This window comes from Agrobacterium sp. 6Ca8 (genome assembly GCF_055382765.1).
This window is the reverse complement of sequence record NZ_AP026434.1, coordinates 347,560-371,506: the sequence shown is the minus strand read 5'-3', so window position 1 is coordinate 371,506 and position 23,947 is coordinate 347,560. Positions and strand designations below refer to the sequence as shown.

General features: G+C 55.5%; 27 protein-coding genes. 20 read left to right on the top strand and 7 right to left on the bottom strand.

The features are described 5' to 3' along the window. The first annotated feature begins 4 nt into the window (after positions 1-4). The 12 genes from ACZ5A6_RS15905 (at position 5) to ACZ5A6_RS15850 (ending at position 11,054) form a co-directional block, all read left to right on the top strand. Complete coding sequence (locus ACZ5A6_RS15905; RefSeq protein WP_464111129.1) at positions 5-205, top strand: hypothetical protein; 201 nt, start codon at positions 5-7, stop codon at positions 203-205. Next, positions 156-539, top strand: coding sequence for a GPW/gp25 family protein (locus ACZ5A6_RS15900; RefSeq protein ID WP_078053395.1), 384 nt, complete (start codon positions 156-158; stop codon positions 537-539). Before ACZ5A6_RS15905 ends, ACZ5A6_RS15900 begins: the two co-directional genes overlap by 50 nt. Further along, a complete protein-coding gene (locus ACZ5A6_RS15895) occupies positions 536-1,489 on the top strand; it encodes a baseplate J/gp47 family protein (protein ID WP_464111128.1) in 954 nt (317 codons plus the stop codon). The genes ACZ5A6_RS15900 and ACZ5A6_RS15895 overlap by 4 nt, the downstream gene beginning before the upstream one ends. Next, complete coding sequence (locus ACZ5A6_RS15890; RefSeq protein WP_464111127.1) at positions 1,486-2,151, top strand: phage tail protein I; 666 nt, start codon at positions 1,486-1,488, stop codon at positions 2,149-2,151. Before ACZ5A6_RS15895 ends, ACZ5A6_RS15890 begins: the two co-directional genes overlap by 4 nt. Before the next feature lie 11 nt (positions 2,152-2,162). Next, complete coding sequence (locus ACZ5A6_RS15885) at positions 2,163-4,427, top strand: hypothetical protein (protein ID WP_464111126.1); 2,265 nt, start codon at positions 2,163-2,165, stop codon at positions 4,425-4,427. A gap of 9 nt (positions 4,428-4,436) precedes the next feature. Beyond that, the gene (locus ACZ5A6_RS15880) at positions 4,437-4,610 is read left to right on the top strand and encodes a hypothetical protein (RefSeq protein ID WP_269842234.1); all 174 of its coding nucleotides are present in this window, start codon (positions 4,437-4,439) and stop codon (positions 4,608-4,610) included. 61 nt (positions 4,611-4,671) lie between these two features. Next, positions 4,672-5,649 (top strand): hypothetical protein, encoded by a 978-nt coding sequence (locus ACZ5A6_RS15875; protein ID WP_464111125.1) that lies wholly within the window; start codon positions 4,672-4,674, stop codon positions 5,647-5,649. After that, positions 5,649-6,284: an XkdW family protein gene (locus ACZ5A6_RS15870; protein ID WP_464111124.1), complete on the top strand. Its 636-nt coding sequence runs from the start codon at positions 5,649-5,651 to the stop codon at positions 6,282-6,284. Before ACZ5A6_RS15875 ends, ACZ5A6_RS15870 begins: the two co-directional genes overlap by 1 nt. Positions 6,285-6,404: 120 nt before the next feature. Next, positions 6,405-7,874, top strand: a complete 1,470-nt coding sequence (locus tag ACZ5A6_RS15865; protein WP_464111123.1) for a phage tail sheath protein — start codon at positions 6,405-6,407, stop codon at positions 7,872-7,874. A gap of 13 nt (positions 7,875-7,887) precedes the next feature. After that, positions 7,888-8,400 (top strand): phage major tail tube protein, encoded by a 513-nt coding sequence (locus ACZ5A6_RS15860; protein ID WP_464111122.1) that lies wholly within the window; start codon positions 7,888-7,890, stop codon positions 8,398-8,400. A gap of 75 nt (positions 8,401-8,475) precedes the next feature. After that, a complete protein-coding gene (locus ACZ5A6_RS15855) occupies positions 8,476-8,781 on the top strand; it encodes a phage tail assembly protein (RefSeq protein ID WP_464111121.1) in 306 nt (101 codons plus the stop codon). A 122-nt stretch (positions 8,782-8,903) separates the two neighbouring features. Further along, entirely contained in the window at positions 8,904-11,054 is a 2,151-nt protein-coding gene (locus ACZ5A6_RS15850) for a phage tail tape measure protein (RefSeq protein ID WP_464111120.1), read from the top strand. Here ACZ5A6_RS15850 and ACZ5A6_RS15845 read toward each other — a convergent pair. Next, the gene (locus ACZ5A6_RS15845; protein WP_112157552.1) at positions 11,051-11,374 is read right to left on the bottom strand and encodes a signal recognition particle; all 324 of its coding nucleotides are present in this window, start codon (positions 11,372-11,374) and stop codon (positions 11,051-11,053) included. The genes ACZ5A6_RS15850 and ACZ5A6_RS15845 overlap by 4 nt on opposite strands. A 44-nt stretch (positions 11,375-11,418) precedes the next feature. Here ACZ5A6_RS15845 and ACZ5A6_RS15840 point away from each other — a divergent pair, with 44 nt between their 5' ends. The 8 genes from ACZ5A6_RS15840 to ACZ5A6_RS15805 all read left to right on the top strand — a co-directional run bounded on the left by ACZ5A6_RS15840 (position 11,419) and on the right by ACZ5A6_RS15805 (position 16,658). Beyond that, positions 11,419-11,883 carry a phage tail protein gene (locus tag ACZ5A6_RS15840; RefSeq protein WP_464111119.1) on the top strand — a complete coding sequence of 155 codons (465 nt, stop codon included), beginning with the start codon at positions 11,419-11,421 and terminating at the stop codon, positions 11,881-11,883. A 6-nt stretch (positions 11,884-11,889) separates the two neighbouring features. Then, entirely contained in the window at positions 11,890-12,102 is a 213-nt protein-coding gene (locus ACZ5A6_RS15835; protein ID WP_020811263.1) for a tail protein X, read from the top strand. Between the two features lie 3 nt (positions 12,103-12,105). Further along, the gene (locus ACZ5A6_RS15830) at positions 12,106-13,272 is read left to right on the top strand and encodes a phage late control D family protein (RefSeq protein WP_464111118.1); all 1,167 of its coding nucleotides are present in this window, start codon (positions 12,106-12,108) and stop codon (positions 13,270-13,272) included. 151 nt (positions 13,273-13,423) lie between these two features. Further along, on the top strand, positions 13,424-14,332 hold the full coding sequence (locus ACZ5A6_RS15825) for a glycoside hydrolase family 19 protein (RefSeq protein WP_464111117.1): 909 nt from the start codon (positions 13,424-13,426) through the stop codon (positions 14,330-14,332). Then, a complete protein-coding gene (locus ACZ5A6_RS15820) occupies positions 14,329-14,577 on the top strand; it encodes a hypothetical protein (RefSeq protein WP_464111437.1) in 249 nt (82 codons plus the stop codon). Before ACZ5A6_RS15825 ends, ACZ5A6_RS15820 begins: the two co-directional genes overlap by 4 nt. Beyond that, positions 14,510-14,704 carry a hypothetical protein gene (locus tag ACZ5A6_RS15815; protein ID WP_464111426.1) on the top strand — a complete coding sequence of 65 codons (195 nt, stop codon included), beginning with the start codon at positions 14,510-14,512 and terminating at the stop codon, positions 14,702-14,704. Before ACZ5A6_RS15820 ends, ACZ5A6_RS15815 begins: the two co-directional genes overlap by 68 nt. A gap of 1 nt (position 14,705) precedes the next feature. Beyond that, positions 14,706-15,029, top strand: coding sequence for a phage holin family protein (locus ACZ5A6_RS15810; protein WP_464111116.1), 324 nt, complete (start codon positions 14,706-14,708; stop codon positions 15,027-15,029). A 207-nt stretch (positions 15,030-15,236) separates the two neighbouring features. Further along, positions 15,237-16,658, top strand: a complete 1,422-nt coding sequence (locus ACZ5A6_RS15805; RefSeq protein ID WP_464111115.1) for a hypothetical protein — start codon at positions 15,237-15,239, stop codon at positions 16,656-16,658. An 84-nt stretch (positions 16,659-16,742) separates the two neighbouring features. On the opposite strand, the gene ACZ5A6_RS15800 is transcribed toward ACZ5A6_RS15805, so the two are convergent. From ACZ5A6_RS15800 to ACZ5A6_RS15775, 6 genes are all read right to left on the bottom strand, one after another. Beyond that, positions 16,743-18,545 (bottom strand): ATP-binding protein, encoded by a 1,803-nt coding sequence (locus ACZ5A6_RS15800; RefSeq protein ID WP_464111114.1) that lies wholly within the window; start codon positions 18,543-18,545, stop codon positions 16,743-16,745. After that, the gene (locus tag ACZ5A6_RS15795; protein ID WP_464111113.1) at positions 18,542-19,897 is read right to left on the bottom strand and encodes an SIR2 family protein; all 1,356 of its coding nucleotides are present in this window, start codon (positions 19,895-19,897) and stop codon (positions 18,542-18,544) included. Before ACZ5A6_RS15795 ends, ACZ5A6_RS15800 begins: the two co-directional genes overlap by 4 nt. A gap of 207 nt (positions 19,898-20,104) precedes the next feature. Continuing rightward, entirely contained in the window at positions 20,105-20,632 is a 528-nt protein-coding gene (locus ACZ5A6_RS15790; protein ID WP_464111112.1) for a hypothetical protein, read from the bottom strand. 162 nt (positions 20,633-20,794) lie between these two features. Continuing rightward, complete coding sequence (gene dgt, locus ACZ5A6_RS15785) at positions 20,795-22,159, bottom strand: dGTP triphosphohydrolase (protein WP_464111111.1); 1,365 nt, start codon at positions 22,157-22,159, stop codon at positions 20,795-20,797. Positions 22,160-22,165: 6 nt separating this feature from the next. Next, a complete protein-coding gene (locus tag ACZ5A6_RS15780; protein ID WP_464111110.1) occupies positions 22,166-22,315 on the bottom strand; it encodes a hypothetical protein in 150 nt (49 codons plus the stop codon). 145 nt (positions 22,316-22,460) lie between these two features. Next, positions 22,461-23,879 carry a hypothetical protein gene (locus ACZ5A6_RS15775; RefSeq protein WP_464111109.1) on the bottom strand — a complete coding sequence of 473 codons (1,419 nt, stop codon included), beginning with the start codon at positions 23,877-23,879 and terminating at the stop codon, positions 22,461-22,463. Between the last annotated feature and the right edge of the window lie 68 nt (positions 23,880-23,947).

Genomic DNA, 23,947 nt, shown 5'->3' with positions numbered 1-23,947 from the left:
CCCCATGAAAAATTACACGGTTCGTACCGGCTGCGAGATTGCCGGGCGCTGGCGCAATGCCGGCGAACCCATCCAACTGTCTGCCGATCAGGCCCGCGAGCTTACGCCGCCCTTCGGCGATGTCGTCTCGCCAATCGATGAAAAGGGGAAAGAGGATGCCAAGCTCAACAGGCGTCAACGCCGCAACCGGCGCACCCCTGACTGATTGGGATCACACCCAGCAGTCAATTGACAAAATCCTCAACACGCCGATTGGCGCGCGCGTCATGCGACGTGATTTCGGCTCGGAGCTGCCGGACCTGGTCGATGCGAAGATGACACGCCGCAACGTGCTGGCGCTCTATTCCTCGGCCGCAATCGCGATCCAGAAATGGGAACCGCGTTTCCGGATGCGGTTCGGAAAAGTCAGCCGTGCCGATGCGAGCGGCAAAATCTCGCTGGAAATCTTCGGCGTCTATTATCCTCTCGGCCATCGCGGCGATTATTCCATTGCGGAAGATCAAAGCACGCGGGTCGTCATAGCGGGCAGATCATCATGACACTTGCTGTTTACGCGCCGGCCGCCATCGACGTTTCGCGCCTGCCGGCTCCGGATGCTATCGAGGCGCTGGACTTCGAAACCCTCTATTCGGCCTTCAAGGTCCGGTTTCTGGAATTCTGGAACCAGATGCGCGCCATCAATCCGGCCTTGCCGGTCTATGACGTGCAAAACCTTGAAACCGATCCTGCCGGCATTGTCGGCGAAGCGTGGTCTTATCTGCGCCTGATGGATCGCCAGCGCGTCAATGATGTCTTTCGGTCGTTGCTGGCGGCCTATGCCAAGGGCAGCAATCTGGAAGCCATCACAGCCGGCCGCAATATTGTCCGTCTGGTCGTTTCCCCTGCCACGCCCAGCTCGCCCGCCATCATGGAAAGCGATGACGCCTTGCTTCGCCGCTATCTCCTGTCCTTCGATTTGCCGGCTGCTGGTTCGGCCGGCCGCTATCTCTTCGATGCCTGGACGGCGTGGCCGCAATCCGCTGACAAGTCGCTTGGGCTTTGGGATGCGCGGGTGAATGGCCGGGCGGTCCACGGCCGGCGCGGTGATACGGATGTTGTCATAGCGGGTCCGATGGGCAGGCTTCCGACAGATGCCGAGCTGGCCGTTATCCGGGCTGCTGTCACACATCCGGACCGCGCGCCGGAAGCCGTCGCCATTTCGGTCATGGCGGCCGGCCGCACTGAATACGCGGTTTCGCTCTCGCTCGAAATCGTCGCCGCTCGCGCCAGCGCCGGCATCATCAAGGCGGAAGCGGAAAAGCGCATCATCGCGGCGGCAACCTCCCGCATCCTGATTGGCGGCGAAGTCCCGGAAGCCCTGCTTTCGGGCGCTGCCTTCGGCGATGGCGTGATCCGGGTGCGCGATCTTGCGCCCGTTGTCATCGAGCCTGACCCGTACAAGGTGCCCGTCATGACCAGCCTTGATGTTCAGATTGAGGTGCGGGCATGAGCGATGTAGGCGTTTTGCTTCCGCCATCGTCGGAGGAATTCGAAAAGGCGCTTGCCGCCGCAATGTCGGATGACTTGCCGATCCCTTACGCCGTGCTGATGGACCCATACCAGACGCCGGCGCGGTTCCTCCCATGGCTTGCCGTGCATCATTCGGTCGATCTCTGGTTTGACGATTGGACCGAAGAGCGAAAGCGGGAAATGATCGCGCAATGCGCCGGCGTTTCCACGCTTTACCCGGCGTCACCTTTGGCGGCGCTGAAAGGCACCCTCGCCGGACTGAAACGCTATCTCGCCTTTGTCGATGCGGAGATTGTGGATCGCATCGCACATCCGAGCCGTTTCACCTTCGGCCGGGCGGTGATCGGGCGAACGCCCATCGCGCATAAGCCATTTGTCGCGCACTACCTGGTGCGCGTCACGCTGACCGCCCCGAAGAACCGCTTCCAGATCGGCCGTAGCGCCTTCGGGCGGGCCGCAATGACGCCGGTCAACCTTGAACCCATCCGCCGCGCCAAGCTGGCCATGACCACCGCCAAAACGCCGGAAACGCTCTACTCAGTTTCCTTCGCATGGCGGCGCGGCATCACCTTTGACGACAACATCTTCATCGACGGAAGCCATGCCCTCGGCGGTTACATGGACCGCAAGCGGCTGGATTGAGGGAAACAGACATGCAGAGAACCGCTTTTTCTGAAGCCGAAATCGCTGATCACGCCGATTTCGAAGCCATCGGTTTGCAGGGGCAGGAGGCCACGGACAACCTTTGGCTTGATGCCATCGGCTATCCCGCTCATTGGGCCGCCTTCACGGTGGCGAAGAAATCCGCGCAGGAAATCACGGTTTCGGCCGGCCGCTATGTCGCCGGCAAGATCGTTTACGCGCACGAAGCGCCAGCCAATATGAATCTGCAGCTTCATATTCCCGCCGCTGCATCGGACCAGCGCTGGGTTGCCGTCCTTCTGCGCGGCCGCGAAATCACCGATACTGCAACGCGGCCCTTCGAAACATCCGACGATCCTGAAACCAGTGTCATCGTCAACCGCACAACGCCTAAAACCATCCGCCGCGTCGTTGACCTGATTGTGCAGCCGGGCGAAGCAAACCCGGTTCCGGTCAAGCCGCTCGTTGATTCCACGGATGCCTGTATTGCGTTCGTTCTGCTGAAATCGACCGGTATCGACGCCATAGAACCGGGCAACAGTTCGCGCGTGAAAACGCTCTTTGAAGTAGAGGGCCGCGTCACGGCGCTGGAAGTCGATCTCGATGGCCTCTTCATGAGGACCGAGACGATTGAAACGCAGATCGTCAATATCACGGCCGAGCTGACGCAAATTCCGCGTCGTGAAGTGATCCGCCAGATGCAACGCGATATCGGGGCTGCACGGCTCAAAGTCGATTTGCCTGACGAGGCCCGCGCTTATGTCTTCGATGACGGTCTGATCAAGGACCGTTGGGACATGGCCCATGTCGATTGGCTGGCGCGCGTCGAGGAGGGTATCCGCTTCGGCTTTGCTGCTGAAGTGCAGGCCCGCCTCGAAGTGCAGGCGGAAGACGATCCGAAGATTGCCTTTCGTGATCGCCGCATGGTGCCGGCCTTTGACGAGGTGACGCGCATAGCCAATACGGCGCTGGATGGATCGCTCAATATCTCGCAGTTGGTGCACACGGAGACCACGCTCGTCAGAAAGGAAGTATCGCGTATCCGGGTCACCTACGGCCCGACGATGCACGCTTGCGAAAACGCGGCGGGTTGGGCTGGCCTCGGCGGCGATGCGCGCGTCGGGCAGATGCTCAATGTTGGCGGAGAAACTTTCGAAGTGGTCTATCGCGATGCGAACTATGGGCCGGGGCACCAGACCTATGGCGTGCGGCAAATTCGCCAAGAAATCTACAGCGAACCTTATTGGGAGTACGTGACTGAGGATGTGGGCATCAATGGCTCCATCTACGGACAAACCTTCCTTGTGGCTCAGCCGATGCAGATCACGAGTCTCGATCTGTCATTCGCTCGCGTCGATACTGACGGTGATGTGCATGTGTTCATCGTGGAAACCACGACTGGCGGTGCGCCACGTTTCGATGCGGTGCTGGCGCAGGGCAAATTGAAACACGCCGATCTAGTCGTCGGCTGGAACAGGGTTGTCCTGCCGATCACATTGCTCGAAAGCGGCAAGCGATATGCGTTCATAACGGTGACGACAGGCGCGCACGCGCTGCATGTTTCCGCTGCGAACAAGTATACGGGTGGAACGCAGTTTCTGACGACGGACGGCGCATTCGCGCAGGGGTCAACGGAAACAGATATCTGCTTCCGGCTGAATGCAGCTCGCTACCGCAGCCCGCGCACGGTTATTCCGATGCAGGCTTTGAACCTTGCGGACGGCATGACGCAAATCGACATGCTGTTTGCCGGTTGGGTGCCTGGCGGCTGCAAGCTTGGATGGGAAATCCGGCCGTCCGGCTCGGCAGTCTGGACGGAGCTTGATGACGGCGACCCTTCGAAAAACCCGCTTGTTGGTCTGCCGGCCTCGGTAGAGCTGCGCATGGTCATGATGGGCACGGCAGATTTGCAGCCGATGATCCAGCTCGACCAGAAAGCGGTTTCGCGGGTTGCCCGCAATCGCAACGCCATGCGAGCCGTCACGAAAAGCTTTCCGTTCGGTTTCGCGACAACAAGCATCCAGACGCAATACACGCTGGATAGCTTCGATCCAGACCGCCACACGTTTACGCCTGCCATCATGGTGGGCAACGCGGTGGTTAATCCAACCACAACCGAAATCACGATCGATCCGCAGATGCCTGCGCGCCGGACGTATCTTTCCACCTACATGCTCGGCGCGTCGACAACAGCCGCCCGCATGCGCCCTGCTGCCACCACAAACAATGTTGCGACCGTGCCCTTCGTGCAGGACGCATTCATTGCCGCACTTTAAGGAGCTCCCATGGCCTTCAAGATCGACACGGAGAAATCCTACGATGTGAAACTCTCTCGCATCGTGAAGTGGGGGCGTTTCACCTTCTACCCCCTGAACGAAATCAACATGCGCGGTGAGCTGGTGGCGGCAATCATCGCGCAGGAAGGCGACGAGGTGCTTGACTATGCCAGAGAGGTCTAACGGCTATCAGGTGCCCTCATACCCCAAGACACTCATCGACCGCATTCTGTGGAACTTTACCATGGGGGATGTCGATGAGCGCCTTCGGGTAGTTGAGGCGCGCGCAGCATCGTTCACAGAACTCGAAGAGCGGGGCATTCAAGCCTCGCTCGATTACATTCAGGTCAATGTCGCGCCACAAATTGCCACCCTGCAAACCAAAATCACTTTGGCGCAGGAACAGATCGACCAGATCATCGTCGGCGGAAAGGCACCCGACACGCTGAAGTTTGGCGGGCAGTTGCCGGCCTACTATGCGACTACAGAAGGCTTGGAGAGCCTTCAGGCAAGCCTCTCCGAGTACATGCGCAACGACCTGCTGAACCAGCCGGAAGGCGTGGCTCCCCTTGGGGTCGATGGCAAGGTGCCGTTGGCTAACCTGCCCGCGTTGACCACAACCGCTACGGTGGGCGCGGCCATTGCAGGCGCAAACGGACTGGCAACGCCAGATGACGGTGACACCTTCGCAGGTGTGAAATCCGGCACGTCCACCATGTTCCGGACGACATGGGGGAACATCAAGGCCGCGCTGACGGCCTTGTTCGATGGGCGTTATCTGCGGCTGATTGGCGGTGTCGTCAATGGCTCGATCACGATCCAGCCCTCAGCCAATGCGGCTATGCTGGAAATGCGTGCTGCCGCGAGCGGTGCATGCCTTATCGACTTCTCGCCCAACGGCTACGGCGGTGATTTCAACTGGCGGATTATCGCACAGCCGAACAACGCAGAATTCGATTTCCTTCGCAACGGGGTTCATCTTTTCCGCGTCAACAGCGATGGCAATCTCTGGACGGCCTATCTCGGTTGGCTGTCCGACCGCTTCGCGGATCGGGGCGCGCGCGTTCAGCGAGAGGGGGGTGTTTGGGAGTTCGGCTCCATTGACCCGAATTACAACGCCCGCACTACCGATGCCCCAGCGCCTTACGTTCTGGTCGGGCTGCGCAGCTCGAACGGCACGAATGTCATCAACCTGCGTGCCGAACTGTTGAGGAATAACTGATGAGCGACCCTTACAGCACTGAAGGATTGCCCTACGATCTCTCATCAGACGAACTGGCTTTCCTCATTCGCAAGCTTCATCCTGCGGCAATCCACGGCGCGGACTTCTGGTGTGCCCATAAGGTGAAGCCAAACAGCCCCGACAGGACCAGCACGGCCATTATTGTCAAATGGGATTTGGCGGCTGAAAAACCAACTCCCGCCGAAATCGAAGCACTGGCGGCCACATATGCCGCCGAGCTGGTAGCGCTTCGCGGGGTGACCGCACTCGATGTCGATATCGAGCGCGACCGTCGCGTTGAGGCGGGTTTCGTGTTCGATGGAATTCTCTACCAGTCCCGTCCGGAGGACCGTGAGAATATCGCCGGGGCGGTTAAGGCCGCAACAGACGCGGTTGCTCTCGGAGCTGCGCCCGGTGATTTCGGATGGCAGCGCCTGCTAGACCCTAATGCGCCACCTGAATTCAGGTGGATCGCGGCCGACAACACGACCCAGCCGATGGATGCTCAAACCGTCATGCGCTTCGGATACGCCGCGCTCGGCCACAAGCAGGCTCATATTCTGGCGGCTCGCGAGCTAAAGAACATGAGCCCGATCCCTGCCGACTTTGCAACGGAGCCGGCTTACTGGCCGTGACGCCTCTCACGCTTTGACAAACTCCGTCCCGCCATTCGTGGCGGGACGCATCTCCCTGTCCGGTCGTGAAACCGGACCCTGCCCCCCTTCAAAATCTGAAACTTTCAAAGGAGTCTATAAATGGCTGACCTGGCCTATGCGCATGGCGTGACCTTGGTTGAAAGCGCGGTGACGCCCTCTCTTCTTCGTGTTCAGCGCCAAGGCATTACCTTCGTCAACGGTACTGCACCTGATGCCGATCCGGCCGCATTTCCGCTGAACTATCCGACGCTCGTCACCTCTCTGACGCAGGCGGCCGGCCTTCGTGCTGATGGCACGCTTCTCGAAGACGTGCAGACGATTTTCGGCGAGGGCGGATCGTGGTGCATCATCAATCGTGTTGAGCACAGCGACGATCCTGCACAGCTTCAAGCGAACCTGATTGGCGATCCGGTCGCGCGGACCGGCATTTATGCCGCTCTGCGTGCAAAAGCTTTGACCGGTTATCAGCCGCGCGTCATCATCACGGCCGGCAATACCGGTGCGTGGATAGAAGCCGGCGTCGTGTCGATTTCCGTTGTTGCCGAAGGCTCCAAGCTGACGGAGCCGCCAATTGTAAAAGCGACGGGCGGCGGAGACGATCAGGGCAAGGAGTTGCCAACGCTGGAAGCCGTCATGGGTGAAGGCGTGAACGCGGATAAGGTTGTGGCTGTCCGCGTCGTCAAACCCGGCAAGAAGCTTTCGGAACCGCCCGCGATCACCTTTGAAGGTGGCGGCACGGACGCGGCAAAAGTGCTGCCGCAGGCGACGGCGAACGTCGGTGATGTTGCAAACCCGTTTGTGTCGGCGCTGGACACCGTCACCCCCAAAATTCGCGCCCGCGCCTATATCAACGGCCCGAATACGACCAGCGCGGAAGCGTTGCGTTTCCGTCGCACGATCAATGGCGGTCGCATCCTGCCGATTGATCCCAAGGTCATCAAGAACGTGAATGGCGTTCCGGTGACAAAGCCGGTCGCGGCTGTGTTCGCCGGCGTGCGCTCCCGCGTGGTGGCTTCCAGCGAGGGTGTGTCGGGTTCTGTTTCGAACAAGATCATCCGCACCATCGACGGCGTTGCCCGCTCGATCATGTATCCGGATGATGCCAACTACCTGAACGAAAATCAGGTGGCCACCATCATCAACGAACGTGGCGGCTTCCGCACCTGGGGTAGCCGTCTGGCGACGGATGATCCGCTTTGGCAGTTCGATAGCGTCCGCGCGACCGCTGACATGGTCAACGAGTCTCTGGAGGATATCTACTTCCTGTACGTGGATCGCAAATTCACAAAGGCCAACCTGAAGATGATGCTTGAGGATGGTAACGAAGCAATTCGCGCCTTCGTCCTGAATGAAGACCTGCTCGGCGGTCGCTGCTGGTTGCCTGACCTCAACACCCCCACCCTCATGGCGCAGGGCAAAATCTTCCTTGATGTGGAATTCGAGCCGGTCGGCATCATGGAGCAAATCCACATCACGACGCATCGTAACATTGTCTACTACCGCCTCTTGCTCAATGCGGCGAACGACAATGGGACCATCGAAATCTTCCCGGTACCGATTGCCGCTTAAGGAGTAGGCTGAAATGGCAGCAAATACTTTACCCCGATATATCCTTCGCGACTGCATGCTGTGGGCAGACCGCGAAAGCAAGCTGGGCCAGATTGGCGACATTACGCCGCCTGTTCCCGAAGCCAAGCGCGAGGGGATGCGCAATTCCGGCATGATCAAGGAACGCAACGTTCACCTTGGATACAATGCGCTGGAATTCAGCTTCAAGATGCCGGGTCTCGATCCGCAAATCCTGAAGCTCTTCGGCCTGAAGCCCGGCGCTGACACGCCTTTCCTCGTCACGGGCGCACACGTCGATGAAGATGGCACCACGCACAGCGCGGTCATGTCCATTCGCGGCAAGCTCTACAAGCCCGATGCCGGCACCTGGAAGGGTGGCGATCTGTCGGCAAACGACTACGCCGTGGACGTGAACTATTACAAACTCGAAATTGACGAGGAGGAAATCTACGAGATGACCGACTTCGAATTCCGAGTGGGTGGCGTTCTTCAGAACGGCGACATTCGACGCGCGCTCTTGCTCTAAGGGCGCGTCACTCCCTCCCGAAATTCTTCCTTCATCAGGCCCGCTTCGTGCGGGCCATTTCTTTGAGGTTTCACCATGACCGATACCGATACCAATACCGCCACCGATAACGAAACCGTTGTCGTTACTCTGTCCAAGCCTGTCACCCACGGTGAGGACCGTTATCCGGTTCTGACATTCCGCGAGCCTACCGTGGGCGATTTGATCGTGGGCGACCAGTTCCCCGGCCAGCTTGCGAAGATGACCGCCATCCTTGCCTCTATCTCTGACACGCCTCTGCCGGCGTTCAAGAAGATTGGCGCAAAGGATTTTTCCAAGATCGTCACCGCAACGAGCGGCCTCTTGGGAAACGAGAAGAAGAAGGACACGACTGGCGGCTAATCGCCGTTTTTGTCGCGCGCTTCGCCCACACATCGCTCGACGCCATCGAGCGATGGTCACCGAAAAAGTTGCTGGCCTATTACACGAAGGTCGGCGAGCTGAACCAGATCATGAGGCAGTAAATGTCTGTCGTGCAAAGCACCCTGCGCATCTCCCTTCTGGAAGATGTCGTCGCAAAATCCGCGCCAATCTTCCGCACTCTCGACCGGCTGCAAGGCCAGCAGATGAAGGCGTTCGCGCCGATGCGCGGGCTGATGGGGCAGGCCATCGCGCTGGGTGCCGGCTACCTCGGCGCGACCGAAGGTATCTCGGCGACGGCCGGCGCTGCCATCGAGTTCGAAACCGCTTTCGCTGACGTGAAAAAGGTTGTCGAGGCGACTGACGAACAGTTTGAATACATGCGCCGTAGCATCCGGCGCATGTCGGGCGAAATCCCTCTGGCCGCAACCGACATTGCAGCCCTGTTCGCGGCGGCCGGCGAGTCCGGCGTGGCGACTGAGGATCTACAAAGTTTTGCCGAAATGGCCGCGCGTGTCGGCGTTGCCTTCGATATGACGGCGGCCGACGCCGGCGAAAGCCTAGCCAAGCTCAAAACCCAGCTCGGATTGAATGTCGCTGAAACGGGCGATATGGCCGACGCCATCAACCATCTGTCAAACAACATGGCGTCCAAGGCCAAGGATGTCACCGAATTCATGCTGCGCGTTGGCGCCATCGGCGAGATGAGCGGCTTTGTGAAAGAAGACGTTGCAGCCATGGGTAGCGCCATGATCGCGGCCGGCGCGGATGCCAGCACGGCCGGCACGGCGATGAAGAACGTTATCCGCGCAATGGCACGTGGCGACTTTGCCAAGAGGTCACAAAAGGGCGCGGCAAAAGCCCTCGGCCTGCATTTGCCCACCATCGCAAAAGACATGCAGAAAGATGCGAAGGGCACCTTGCGCAAGGTTCTCACGGCCATCGCCAAGGCTCCGAAGCATCAACAGACTGCGCTCCTGTCTGAATTTTTCGGCGACGAAGCCAGCGCCTTCATGCCGCTGGTCGGGAATATCAAGCTGCTCGACCAGGCCCTCGCATCCGTGGCCGACCGGACGAAATATTCCGGCTCGGCCTTTGCCGAGTATGTCCAGCGCGCCAACACCACGCGTAACGTTCTCGATCTCTTGGGCAACAAGATTTCTAATGTCTTTTCCGAGATGGGTGACGGCATGTTGCCGTCGATACATGAGGGTGCGCTCGCCATCGGCGAAATCATCGACACTCTCGGGAATCGAGTCACAATTCTGGATACGGTGAAAGCGTCGATAAGGGGCTTCGCGCAGGGCCTCGGCTATGACGGCGGTGTAAAAGAACTGGTCAATGATTTGGGCGATTTGCTGGTCGGACCGGTTGATCCAAATGCGGCCGACCGCATCGGAAGCATTTTCATGAGGGCAAAAGAGTGGGGCGCATCGCTCCGGGAACTGAATGACGCAATCAAGGATAACCCGCTTGCCAAATTCCTAGCGGAAATGTCCGGCTACGGGTTTCAGCTCTTTCTGTATGCGTCGGGCATAGCGATGTTGGCCGGCACGGTTCGCAAGCTTGCGGGGGCGCTGATGCTTCTTTCCGGCGCGAGTACCGCGCTTTCAATCCTCAAGACGATAGGAACCCTGAGTGAGTTTCCGGGGCTGGGTGGCGATGGTGGAAAACCGGGCGGGAAAGCCCCCAAAGGCGGGGGCGGCAATGTCCCTGACGTTCTGCCATGGTACAGCCAAGCTGGCCAGTGGCTGAAGGGTTTCGGTTCGCAGCTGGGCTTCGGCCTGTCCGTCCAGAGTTTGGGCGACACCCCCGGCGACACGTTTGACGATCAGGTCAAGAACCAGCAAAAGTACAAGGAAGGTTTGCAGAAGCTCTTCGGCCTTGACAAGGACGCTTCGGGCGTCTCGGGTTGGGACCGCTTCTGGTATGGCGACGCAGCCAAACCGGACTTCAGCTTTCGCGAACACGCCGGTATTTCTGGCGTCGGTGGACCAGCGAGCGGTGCGCCGGCCACGGCAAGCGCCTCCGGTCAGCCGGTTTTGGCTCGTATCGACGCTGGCTCGATTGCCGAAATGATCAAGCCAAACGGCACGCAGGATGTCAGAGTCACAAACCAGCAGCCCGTTGTTGTGAGTGTGAACAACCAGTTCAGTATCACTGGCGTTTCCGATCCGCAGGCGGCGGGTATTGCTGCCGCCTCACAGATAGGCGAAAAGGTGCGGCAGAATGTCGAGAGCGCTTTCAGCGACTAGCGAATGAAACCGTTCGCCTTGGCGGCCCTGCGTATCTGTGTGCAATGGGCCGCTTTCGCGGTCGCCGACATGTCTTTGTGTTCCGACTGCTTTCCCGCTGTTAAAAGCTGAAGTGTCGAGGGAAAGCCCATGTCGTCGGCCGCGACATTTTTCTCAATGTATGACGCGATCATCTCTTGATCGTAGCTTAGGCCGCAAAAGTCTTCGGCCGCCAGCACCGTTCCCAGCTCAAGCGCAACCTGAGTGGAATTCCTCTTAGGTGCAGCGAGCGCGACGGTCGCGAATATCAGCAGCGGTGCAAGTATCAGCGTTGGCTTCACCGCTGTTCCCCCTCTTATTCATCATGCGTCGCCAGAGGTAAAATATGTCCGGTTACACGTCAATGATGCTCGGCGGCTTCGGTTTCGAGGCGCTGGGCTTCGGCTATCAGGGTGTCAAACGCTCCCTAAATACCCAATGGACTGAAGTGGCCGTGGGGCAAACCCTCAACCCCCAGCAATGGACCGGCCCAACGTCAGACGAAATCACCATCGCCGGCGTGATCTTCACCGAAGAATTCGGCGGGCAATCGCAGCTCGATGGAATCGCCGCTGAAGCGCTCGCCGGCGTGCCCATGATGCTGGTGACGGGTGATGCGGTCGAGGGTGTCATTCGAGGCATTTTCACGGTGCAGGGCATTGAGGAAGATAAGTCCCACCACAACGCGCGTGGCGAGGCTGCGCGCAACGCCTACACCATAAAGCTCAAGCGCCAGCCGGACACCATGCCTCTGCCCGGTGGCTCCATTCTGGATCGCGCCACAAGCTTTCTTTCCAATCTCCTCCGGTGATTTTCCATGTCGAACACATACATCACGCGGCAGGGTGAAACCGTCGATCTCGCCTGCCTCGCACATTACGGCCGGACTGAAAAAGTCGTCGAGGCCGTGCTTGAAGCAAATCCGGGCCTCGCGGCGCTGGGCGTGGTGCTGCCGCTCGGCACCACGATCATCATGCCGGCCATGCCGTCCACCACGACGCAACCGCGCCTCGTCAGCCTTTGGGATTGAACCATGCATCCACGCGTCGAAGTCACCATTGACGGCCAGCCCGTGGCCGGCACGTTCTATGAGCGTCTGAAATCCATCACAGTGACCGATAAGGAAGGCTTGAAATCCGATACTGTTGATATCGAGTTGAACGATGGCTCGCCCGACTTTCTGGCCCTGCCCCGCAAGGGTGCAATCATTGCGGTCCGGATGGGCTACGGCCAAAACCTCGGTTCGCTCGGCACCTTCACGGCCGACAAGATCAACGGTTCTTGTCTGCCCTATGGCCTGTCGATCTCCGGAAAGGCCGTGGACTTCCGAAGCGGCAAGCTGAAGGAACGGCAAGAGCGGGCATGGGATAAGAAATCCCTTGGCGATATCGTCTCGCAGATCGCCGATGAGAGCGGCCTGAAGCCGGCGATTGATTCCGATCTGGCGAAGTTCGTCTATGATTGGATCGGACAGCAGGATGAAAGCAATCTGCATTTCCTGCGCCGGCTCGCCCAGCGCCATAACGGGCTGTTCTCGATTAAGCAGGGCCGATTGCTGTTCTCGAAGCTGGGTTCGGGCAGATCGGCCAGCGGCAACAATATCGGTAGTGTCATCGTCACCCCTGAAATGGTGCAGCTCGGTAGCCTGAAATTCGATATTGGTGACCGCACCAAATACAACAAGGTGGTTGCCTACTATCAGGACAGCGACAAGGCGCAACGCGTCGAAATCGAAGCGGACGCGGATGCGGATGGCGAAAGCGTCTACCGCATTCCGGAGCCGTTTTCCTCGCCTGATGAGGCCGACAAGGCGGCGCAGGCGAAAGCCAAAAGCCTGAAGCGTGGCGAGGGTAGCACATCGGTCACGGTGATTGGCGATACCTCGATCTGCGCCGGCGCTCCCCTGCTCTACGCCGGCATTCGGCCGGGCCTTGATGGCGTGCCCTACATCATCGACACGGCCACGCACAAATATGTCGCGAAAGGCACCTTCACCACCGACATTTCCGGCAAGCTGTACGATGGCAAATCATCGACAGAAGGCGACGATGATGATGGCGGCGGTTCCTCTGGCGGCGATGGCGGCTCGAAGGGCGGTTCGGAAGGTGGAGGCAAGGTCGCGCCGGACAGTGCACCTGGTACACCCGCAACGCCGGCCCACTTCCTGACGCCTCGGCTGGGGCGTACAGACGAAAACTAAATGACTGATCGCCGGCGCGATGCGTCGGCCTCTCCTGTCTGGTCGCATCGCGTGACTTGGCAAAGTCCGGCCTTGCCGGGCGCTTGAACCACAAAGGTTCAATCCCTCCCCTCGCCTTCGGGCAATCCTCATTAAAATCGGAGTTATCCTTATGGATGCGACAACGTTCTTCGCATATGCGAGGCGCGCGCCTTTTGGCGGCCGTCTTACGCAGGGCCAGATTGATGGCATGAATGCACTGTTCCGGTGCTGGGACTCTCATAAAATTCCCGCTCCGGATAAACGCCACCTCGCCTACATTCTGGCTTCGGTGTTTCACGAAACGGGCGGCCGAATGGTGCCGGTGCGCGAAACTTTCGCCTCGACGGACGCCGGCGCAATCGCTGCTTTGGACAAGGCATACAAAGCCGGCCGGCTCGGACAGGTCAGCAAGCCCTACTGGCGCAAAGGCGCGAACGGTAAAGCCTATTTCGGCCGGGGCGATATCCAGCTCACGCACGAAGAAAACTATAAAGTCCTCGGCGAGCGGATCGGTGTTGACCTGGTTGGAAATCCTTCGCTCGCCCTCGATCTCGATATCAGCGCAGAGATTGCCATCGTGGGCATGATTGAAGGCCTGTTTACCGGCAAGAAGCTGACCGATTACTTCAATCTCAAGAAGGATGATCCGGTCGGCGCGCGCGCGGTCGTTAACGGCAGGGACAAGGCAAAGTTGATCGCCGGTTATTACAAATCTTTCCTCGACGCCTTGGAAGCGGCGACCCTTGCCTATTATCAGGGCCTGCCGGACGATGTTGCCGAGCGCGATGCCCAGCCGGATAACGTGCCGGTGGCGCAAAGTCGTTCGCTCTGGACGATCATCGGCAGCTTCTTCGGTGCCTTCGGCCTTGGCGCGATGGGTGACGCGAAAGGCTTTGTCGATAGTGGCGCAACGCTGGTCGGTGCGATCTCCAATCCGTGGTCGTTCGGCAGTCTGGTTTTCATCATCGTAGCGGCCGGCGTGCTGTTCTGGCTGATCGGTTCCGGCCGCATCACGATCAATCGGAGCAAGACGACATGATTGCCCGGTTCGGCCCTTATCTCGCCCTTGTCGCGGCGGCGGTGGGTTTCGTCGCCGCCTTTATTTTAATCGTGGACCGTAACGCCGTGGATCGCGTGCGGGCCAGCATCGAAAGGCAAAACAATGCGTCGGGTGATTTATCGGATCGCGACCGCAGCAGCTTTAGCGATTGTCTCGATGGGGGCGGCGTGTGGCACTACGGCACCCGCAAGTGTGTCGGGCCTGCGCCGGGTGGTCGGCGCTGACCTTATCGGCGCTCGCGGGGCAACACCTCAAGATCAAAGGAAGATCGATTTGACCGTGGTCGGCATCTGCGCCGTTGACGGCATCTGGACACGCGCGGAATGCGCAAGACACGGGAACGGAAAGTGACATGCCGGAAAAATACACCTCGCTTTATGAGGTTCTAAGCACATGGTTCGGCGGGGCGTTTGCCACCCTGTTCGTCGCCTTCCTCGGCCGGGCCATGTGGCACGGCAACGAGGCGCGCAAGGGCCGACGCAGGTTCTTCGGCCCTGAGCTGATATGGGAAATCCCGGTTGCCTTCGGCATGGCGTTTATCGGTGAGGGTTTCGCCTCGTATTTCGGGGTTCCCCAGCCAGCGTCAACCGGCTTGATTGCGGTGTTGTCCTATCTCGGACCTCGAGGGACAGAGGTTATACTTCAAAAATGGATCAGCCGAAACACTGCAGTCTGACGATTCCCGCCCCAACTAGACGGACCGGCAAAATCATCATGCCGGTCCGTCAGGGTAGCGGGTGCGATCGATGTACCGCCAATTACCGGCAGGTTCGCAAAAAACAGTGGAGAACTACACGGGTAACGACTCCAAGCCCTTTTCCTTTTGAAGTTAGTATGTGCGATATTTCTCGTAAAACGAGTATTGTGAAATCGGAGAATCCAATTGCAGCAGTTTATACCAACGCTTGGATTCATGGCGTTACTTATCGGCCTTGTGTCAGCAGTCGACAGAGTCATGGATAAAGACGCGAAAAAGCTGCTTGGGCACTCGATCAAAAACCTTATTACTGGTCGCAAATACGATGTGGCTGCCGTCAATAATCCGATTGGTTTTATTGAACGAATAAAGCCATTTAGTTTAAAATCTGCCTTGGTATCGGGGGCATTCTCGGTCGCCTCCTTCATAATGGTTATTTACATACAATACTTCGCGCTGAATTATGACTTTTCTGAAACAGTTTCAGGCGTATCGAGAGACCACATAAATACTTATGTTTCTTTTATTGTCTACATGATCGCCGCAAATATAATAGTCGACTATCTATCCTTCACCCAGACTTTGGTTATAATTAGACTCATCAATAAGACAGATTCAAAAGGATCACTTATAGTTCTTCTTTTTACGGATTTTCTTGCTTCCATAAATATATTCACGTTCGCATACGCATTTTTCCTCGTGGTGGGAGTAACTACTCTACTAAATTTCCATGAGAGAACTCATATTCTTGTTAGCATTGAAGAAAGCAAACCGTCACCCCAAATCTCCGAGATGATGAAGTCGTTAGAGTTCTCCAACCCAGAACGATATAAAAGCGTCTCCGTACTTCGAGTGTTAGACGCAGAAGGTAAACCGTTTTCCGGCCTCGCTACCGCTTACATTCTCGCTGTGAAACCAGTGGGACCACCGCAAGTATTCCCTTTAATCAATAGTATTCTGAAGTCGGAATTTCCAGCTTCCGCAGTAAGCCTACATCAAGAAAGCGGAACCTTAACACCGTACGACGAATTTCCGGATACAAAAGTCGAATACAGTTTTAGAGGCGAAATCGAGTTCGACTTGAGCCCGCTCACATATTGGAGCCAATGGTTCTCAGCCGCTTACCTTTTGACCGACGACGTTCAAGATAATTTCTTCGCCGTAGCTGGGTTATCTCCGGGCTTTCAAAAGATCGACAGCTTGCGGAATGATGCAAATCGGCGGGCCTCGGAGCTGTCTCTTCGAGACATCGTTGTAAGCTGGTGTCCCAGCGATCAAACGGCGCGAGATAAAAATGATACGACTTGCGAAGATGGATTTGTTCTGCTGTCTTCTAATATTCCTGCACTCAGCGCTACGCTCGCAGGCGCAGCGGTTATCGGCGGGAAGTTGCCTTTATACACTTTCTTCTTTACATCCCTTTCGCTCACATTTGTGATTTATATGTTTTATTTATCTATATATATATTGAGGATGCTCTGGCTCGCAGCAGGTCGATTTTCGACGCCCCTGGTCAGATTTGCAAATTTCGAAGAGCATCCCGTCACCATTGTCTCCTTACCTTTGATACTATTATCGGGACTCTTATATTTCGCGTTGACCCTCTAAGCGTTCTGCAGGCAGGTTTTTTTGCGCTGTAAGGGCTCAGCCTCGCGTGGCAGCAAAATCAAGGAAGTTTTGAACTCATGGCTACTAGCTAGATATTTTCGTGCAGCCGGCGCCACCCCAATGCTTCTGGTATCTTGGTCCATGCGACTCAGGCTGCTGCCCTTTTTCTGGGGCGTCTATAATGAGAGGTAACGGCGCTGGTAGCTCTGGCCCGACAACTATTACCTCACCTTGCGCGAGCGTGGGGATGAACGCAGCTGCATCACGGTCAAGATCGCCACACGCCCGTTCAATGGTCTCTCGATCACGCTCATTAGTCAAGCGATGAACGAAAAGCGTGCCAAGCTGACTGAGAACGTCAGTTGGTACGTCCCGTGGTCGCTGTGTTGCGATTGCGGCGGTCAGTCCATATTTCCTACCTTCTTTTGCGATAAGCCCGAAAGCATCTAATGAAACATTGTTGGTTTCGTCTCCGATGGTTCGGCCAATAAATTGGTGAGCTTCGTCCAAGAAAGTCACCAAGGGTCTATTTTGGAAAGTGTTTGATCGGGCAAGTGCTAGTAAATAACGGCCGAGAGTGTTCAGCAGAAGCTCGCGAGTGTTATATTTGAAACTGACATGTTCAAACGATAGCACCATCGCGTGTTGCTCGTCATCTAGAATGAAGGCATCTATTTCCGCACAGATGTCGACACCTTTATCCGAAAATATGCATCCCATTTCAGGCGATGAAAGATAATTCTCAATCCTAACCATCAGAGAGTTACAACTGCTCAAGGCGAAATCATCAACGTCGCCGAAAGCCCCCTTGTTCTGGTTGTTGTGTTGCTTGACGCACTCTTCTTTTAACTGGTCGGACAGTAGGCGAATGTCAAAGTCGCACATATGTGAGTCTAGCTCGGATGCCAGTTCAATTAGCGCGACAGAGTGAGCGTCTCGACTCCGCTGTGTCTTCCGGAGAACACCTTTTCGCCGAATGTCCACAAAGCCACCTCTTCCCCCAAAGTCAAAACGCTTACTACCGTCTTCCATCTGACGCGACGCGAAGCGATGAGGGTCGGAAAGGAGCAACTTCGCCAATCGGAGGCTTTTAATCGCGCTGCGTAGGTTTGGTCCTTGCATTTGAGCCGACGGCGTCAGAAGGGCATAGAGATCAATCTCAGACAATTGTCGGTAGGGAAAGCGTGCTAAAGGTTGGCCGCGTCCTTCCTTCGAAAACGAAAACTCTTTAGCGCCAGATACTTTTCCAGAAAATTCGCCCGTTGGATCGAATAGGATGCATTTGCCACCGAGCCTGACAACTTCATTCAGCAGTTTCGATAATGTCCAGCTTTTCCCGCCGCCCGTGGCCCCGAATATCCCGCAGTGCCTCCCGAATAGTTTCTCGGGTGGCATTGATATTGTGGCATCTGCGATTCCGGAAAGCCTGCCCAAATTTATCAATAATCTTTCGTCTCGACCTTCAATCAACTCACCTTGCAGCGCTTCGCGGATTGCTGATGCGAGTGAATCGCCGTCGGCGAGGTAAACGCCATCGCCCACTCTTGGCTTGATATTAATGCCACGCACCACCTTGTGCGTCGACTTGCTGATGGTAGCTAAAAGTTGGGCTCGACCTTGAGGTTCAGCTGTCGCATCATGCTCCAACTGACGCTCTAAATTTGATCTCTGGCGTTCAGGAATAGAGACGTCCGTTATTCGACCTAGGATGCATTCCTGATCACAGTCGACAAAAATAAAATCGCCGGCGGTTCCTCTCGCCAACCCACGTTGACCGCTAGCAGCCAAAGCTTTTGGGATAGTTAGCTCTAGTGACGAGGCATTAACACGCGTAACGGTACCGACGCGTTTATCGACATCGATCAGTGATGCGGCTGGATCAATCATACGGAAGATCCCCGTATCTGATCGAGCCGGTTTTCAAGGCGCTGGCGATCGGTCTCTCCAGCTATCGTTGGCAACGCGTCTACCAAATCCTCGAACCGGCCATTCATTACTGTGATCCTAGAGTCACCCTCTTGTACCAACCTCATGATCTTATTTTGGTACGCCTTCTGCCCGGAAATGTTGGCCTTGATAAAATGTGCCGGCTCGATCGCATCTAGCTCCTGCGGCGGAATGTAAGACGGGTCAACCATGATGAACCGAAGGCTGAGATTTGACTCCAACGCAGACCAAATTGGCGAACTGATATGGTCGTCAGCGAAGCCGAAACCACTTACTATGACAGTTGTGTCTGGCTCTCTCAACGCGCCCTGAAGGGCCGCAAACATGTCCAGGTACGGCGTTTCGAAAGCTTCCTGATACTTAGTTGACCGCGGATAAATCAATACGGGTTTCAGGACGGAGTTATCTGGCGATCGAGAGCGAATAACTACGCTGTCCGCGCGACGTCGCCAGTCGATAGAACCATGTAGCTTGTAGAGATGGAATACACCGTCGATATAATCGGCCCTCGTCCCGGAGATTGGCCGCCTAACCAGATCATGATGAAAGTAGTCACGATTGAATCGCTGCTCTGCGCTGTGTGAAAACCCATCGATGAGGATCACTCCCAATCGCGATGCAGCCTCTTCTAGGCAGAGATCGTAGTTCGTCGTGAACAGCTTGACCCGCGGTTTTTCAACAGCGCGTTTGGCGAGTTTTTGAATTATTGATTTGTGGGTGGTCAGCTCCGTATTGCCGCTCACGAAATCCACCTTGCTAAGGATCGCTTTCTCCGCCTTCTGGATAAAATTCGTCAGCTTGCGGAACGGCCCCTTGGTTTCTTTTTTTTCTGCTTCAGCCGCGCTTGCTGTGACGAGCTCAAGCTTCATCTTACAGAGACTGAGGAGAGTCTCGATGTCCCCAGCCTCAACGTTTCCCTCGGCGTCCTTCGTGGGCGCTTTCCCAACGATTTCTTGTACCATGTTGTCAAAGTCATCCGAGCCGTCGAGCGGATCATCTTCGATGAACTTTCCGCGCACAGCATGCCACAGCATAGCCATACTTGGTGCTCCTGAACCCGTCGCATTTTTCGCGCAAAATGACGCTCCGGAACCCAAAATTACGACAAGGTTTGTGGAATGGATTGACTGGAGAAGAGTTTCCGTCACCCGCGATCGAGCGCCAGTAGTTTGCCTGGAAGAGGCATCTGTCGGGTCCGCTTCCTTATCCTCCCAAGCCAACCATCCTTCGTTCTTGACCAAAAGCCGGAGGTATTTTGCGTCACCCGTCTTCCCCGTCCAGTAATCGCCCAATTAAATCTCCGAAAACCAAATCAACATGTGGTTGTAGACTGAGTTATCGCCGGATTGCGGACTGAGTGCAATCACAATGTCATAAAGACACTGCAGATAGCGGCTCGACGCTTCTCGTCGTCATCTCAAATCTACAGGACCTCGGATCTCCCTAGGCTTTCTACAAATGCTTCTTATGCGCGCCTTCAAGCCCTCGGGCAATCAACACTAACCAACCGGCTTGATTGTCCGGCGAAACACTACGGTTCTTTCAAGAATTCGACGATTGATCTTAATCTTCCACGCAATTTGCCGGGCGGAGAGCTTTCTTTTCAGCTTTGTACTCTGAAGAAACTTGTATTCATTCTCGTAAAGAAAGCCATTCTTCAGCGCATAATCTATCACAGCCTCGTTGGCATTGGCAGAAAGGTCGTCGCGGATGCGCTTCAATCCATCGAAAAGGTTTCCAGTGCTTATTCCGAGAAATCGATTAATGCACACGTTCCCGACATAGGTTTCCGAATGCGTCAACCGGTTTCGAATGTAGCAGTGCTCGAAGATTTGTTGTCCACACGGACAGTGATCAGGTTGGTCACTGATCTCTACATAGACTAGGTCCCATTCGAAACGCGCTACTTCAAATACGCGGGCTAATGAGCGCGGCACTATGTGCTCTTTGAGCCGCTCGAAACTATGTCCGTCCATCTCACTCCACTCCTGAAGCGCTCCGGCCGATAAGAGCAGGCTGAGTTCCATTATACAAGTACGGCGTGCGTATACGGGCTAGCAAATTGCACTTGCAACGAGGTAAACAGGCCTCGGAATAACTATCGCGGGAAAGATCGCACTGTTGGGATTCCGAAATATATCCCTAAGGGAAGCCGCTGATCTAATTCGGCGGCTTCCGCATTATTAAAGTTATATCGATTTAAAGATGCTCTCAGCGGTATCTGACTTCAGCCTCGACCAAAACTCAACCGCATATCGGTCAGTCATACCGGCGATGAAGTCGCTAACGATTCGAGCCTTTTTGATTTTGTCTTCAGCAACATTGAAGCTTTCTCGAACGTCATCAGGCATCAACAGGTCACCTCTCTTCTCCATCAGCACATCGAACAAATCGCCGACCAATGCAGTGCCCCTGTATTCACCCAATTTTACCCTATAGGATGAGATAATGGCTTTGTAGGTAAATTGTTTCAGCACCTCGACTTTCATCTTCGTATCAGCCTTGAAGCTAGCTCGAGATAGTGCTGGGTACTCGTCGTTATACTCAAACTCAACGCCGTTTATGAACTCGTGCACCAACTGTGAAGAAAGCTTTGTCCGAAGATAGCCATTAGCGCTCAGAGCATTGGAGCTTTTAGTAGCCTCAATGAAACCCTCAACGCCTCCGCCTTGATTGTTATCCGGGACAAGGTTTTCAAAAATCTCCACAAATGTACTCATAACCTCGGCGCTGCTCACCGGGCGTCCGATCTCCTCCGATACTCCTTGGGCAACCTCTAGAAAGATTTTCTGATCTTTCGAGAGGATGCCGGCTGGAGTCAGAAAGCCTGCTTTCAGACTATCTTCCAAATCATAAACGGAATATGCAATATCGTCTGCCAAATCCATTATTGCGCATTCGATAGTCTTGATTTCGCCACTGGGTATTTCTTTGCCCCGCAGAACTTTTTCTTTGATTTTGTCTACTATAGGCTTTTCTGTGGCGTAGTATCCCTTCGCCAACTTAGCGCCTGCCGGCCGAGTTTCAGGTATAACGCGGTCATATTTCAAAATTGCTGCCAAAGTACGCCAGCAAAGATTCATCCCGGCTCGATCGTCACCCCAGAGAGGTTCGTCATAACGCGTTTTCTTGTCTATACGGCACAATATGCGGAGCGTTTGCGCGTTCCCTTCGAAGCCGCCAAATTCGCGCATCTTCTCATCAAGTGCCCGCTCTCCATTGTGACCAAATGGAGGGTGACCAATATCATGGATCAGGCCAGCCGTAGCGCAAAGCCTTTCATCAATCGACCGCTCTTCCCCTAGCTCGTATACATAGTTGATACGGTCGGCGATACCTTCCGCAATTTGCGCCACCTCCAGCGAATGAGTTAGGCGATTTCTAAAGAAGTCGGACTCATGCCCCGGAAAGACTTGGGTCTTACCTTGTTGCCGCCTAAAACTCGCACTGTGTATAATTCGCCCGTAGTCACGCTTGAACTTGTCCCTCCATTTTTTTGCCTGACCATCTGACTGCGACATTACTTGCCGCTCATAATCCCCCTTGTCGTACATATGGCCTCACTCAGTGGTCTTTTTCTGCGTTTGGGCAGCCGCACTGGCCTTGGCTTGGATCTTAGCTCGTTCTTCGCGCAGTTTTATTGCTTCGCGAACCACCTCCATATCTTTTTTTCCGATAGCGCGTGCCTCGAGTACTGCTGTGTAAGCCATTTTGACCTCCGTTTAGTTTATCGGGCGTATCTAGCACAAATGCGACCTGATTTGTACCTTTTTTGTTTCCGTTATGTTCACTATTTGTAATCTACAGGAAGAACTTGGTGACGCTCATTGTCAGTAAAAGGAATGAACATATCGTCTAGTTCCGGTCTTTTTTTATGCGCGTTGGAACATTTGCTTTTCTTACTACGTCAGCGATATGACTCGTGAGTCCCACCGCTCCGCTCAGATAAATACCGCAATCTGGAGCGAGGCTTTCTATTAAAGAACGGAGGGCTTCCAAGCCACTAGTAACGTCGAAGTCGACCCAATTGGTGGACTCACCCGGAACTATGACGTCTCCTAGCGAGTGAGAGGCCCCAACGTGGAGCTGGACGATCCAGACGCTATCGCCATCATATACCCACTCGAACCGAATACTGCCGAGTTTTGCCCGTATTGCATGGAAGTAGCGTTCCACTGCGGCCGTGACGTCAGGTGGGAGGATCTCAGGGGGCTTCTCCCCAACCATAAAGCGGTCGCCAACTCCACGCGTCCCTTCTATTATGACAGCCCCATCAGCGCTCTCGATTGCGGCACCTGAAAAAAGCGCAAACACAGCTTGCTGAGAGAGAATAGAAGATAAAAATTCTCCGCCCGAGTCTTCAGCTTGGACAAGCTTGAAGGGATCGCGCCACCCGTGGACAGTGGTGAACTTACCTGGAACCTGCACATTTGGACTTGTCCTGATCCAGTGATCGTACTGCCCTGTATCGGTCCCGAATGTGAACGGTGCTACGCGTCGATTGATAACAACGGTCTTAGGCACCCTAAAGCCAAGACAATGAGCGATTAGCAGCCCATAAACTTTATCGCCTAAGAGCCTGCTAAAATCGTTCGGCCAAGATACAGATACAGGCCGCGGCAATGCCGAGAGCTCTCCATATTCCCAGAAGAGAATGTGGCTCTGCTTCCAACCCCTCCGAACCGGGTGGAGGCTGAACTCAATTCTGGCATTACAGCTGTCTTTCAGGTCAACTTCGAACCCGTACACAGCATTTAGAACTCGGCTTGCCAGATCAAGAGGCAGAGATGCAAAGCCTTGCTTCTCGACGCCTCTTGGTGTTGCATCCGGGCGAAACTCCACAAGGCCACCCATTGCCACACCTGACACGCCGCCATCAGATACGTCTACCGTTTCGTTAACGATCGTAAAAGCACCCTCAGCGGAAATGCGCACTAGAGCTGACAAAGCGTCATCGACGGACCGAAGTCCGTAAATAAATTCGCGGCTCTGAGATTGGAACCTGCTAAAGCTGCGTATGTTGATCGCGCCATCAGCGCTCCGGTTCAAGAGTTGAGCAACGGCGATAGCAGGCGTTTCGAACCTGAGGTTTGGCTCAAAATTAGCGAGTCTAGAAAATTCTTGTTTCGGTCCCGTTGGAGATGGAGCGAAGCTCACAAACTGCGCAACATTAAAACGTTCCGCAAGGCGATCAAGTTTCTGATCTTTACGGAAGCTATCGACGTCATCGAGTTCAAAGGGCATCGGAACAGCCAGCCATTCGCCTTTCGCCATGTTGCACTTCACCTCTCTGCAATCAAGTTCACCTTCACACACGTAACCCAAATTGCAAATGACAATCT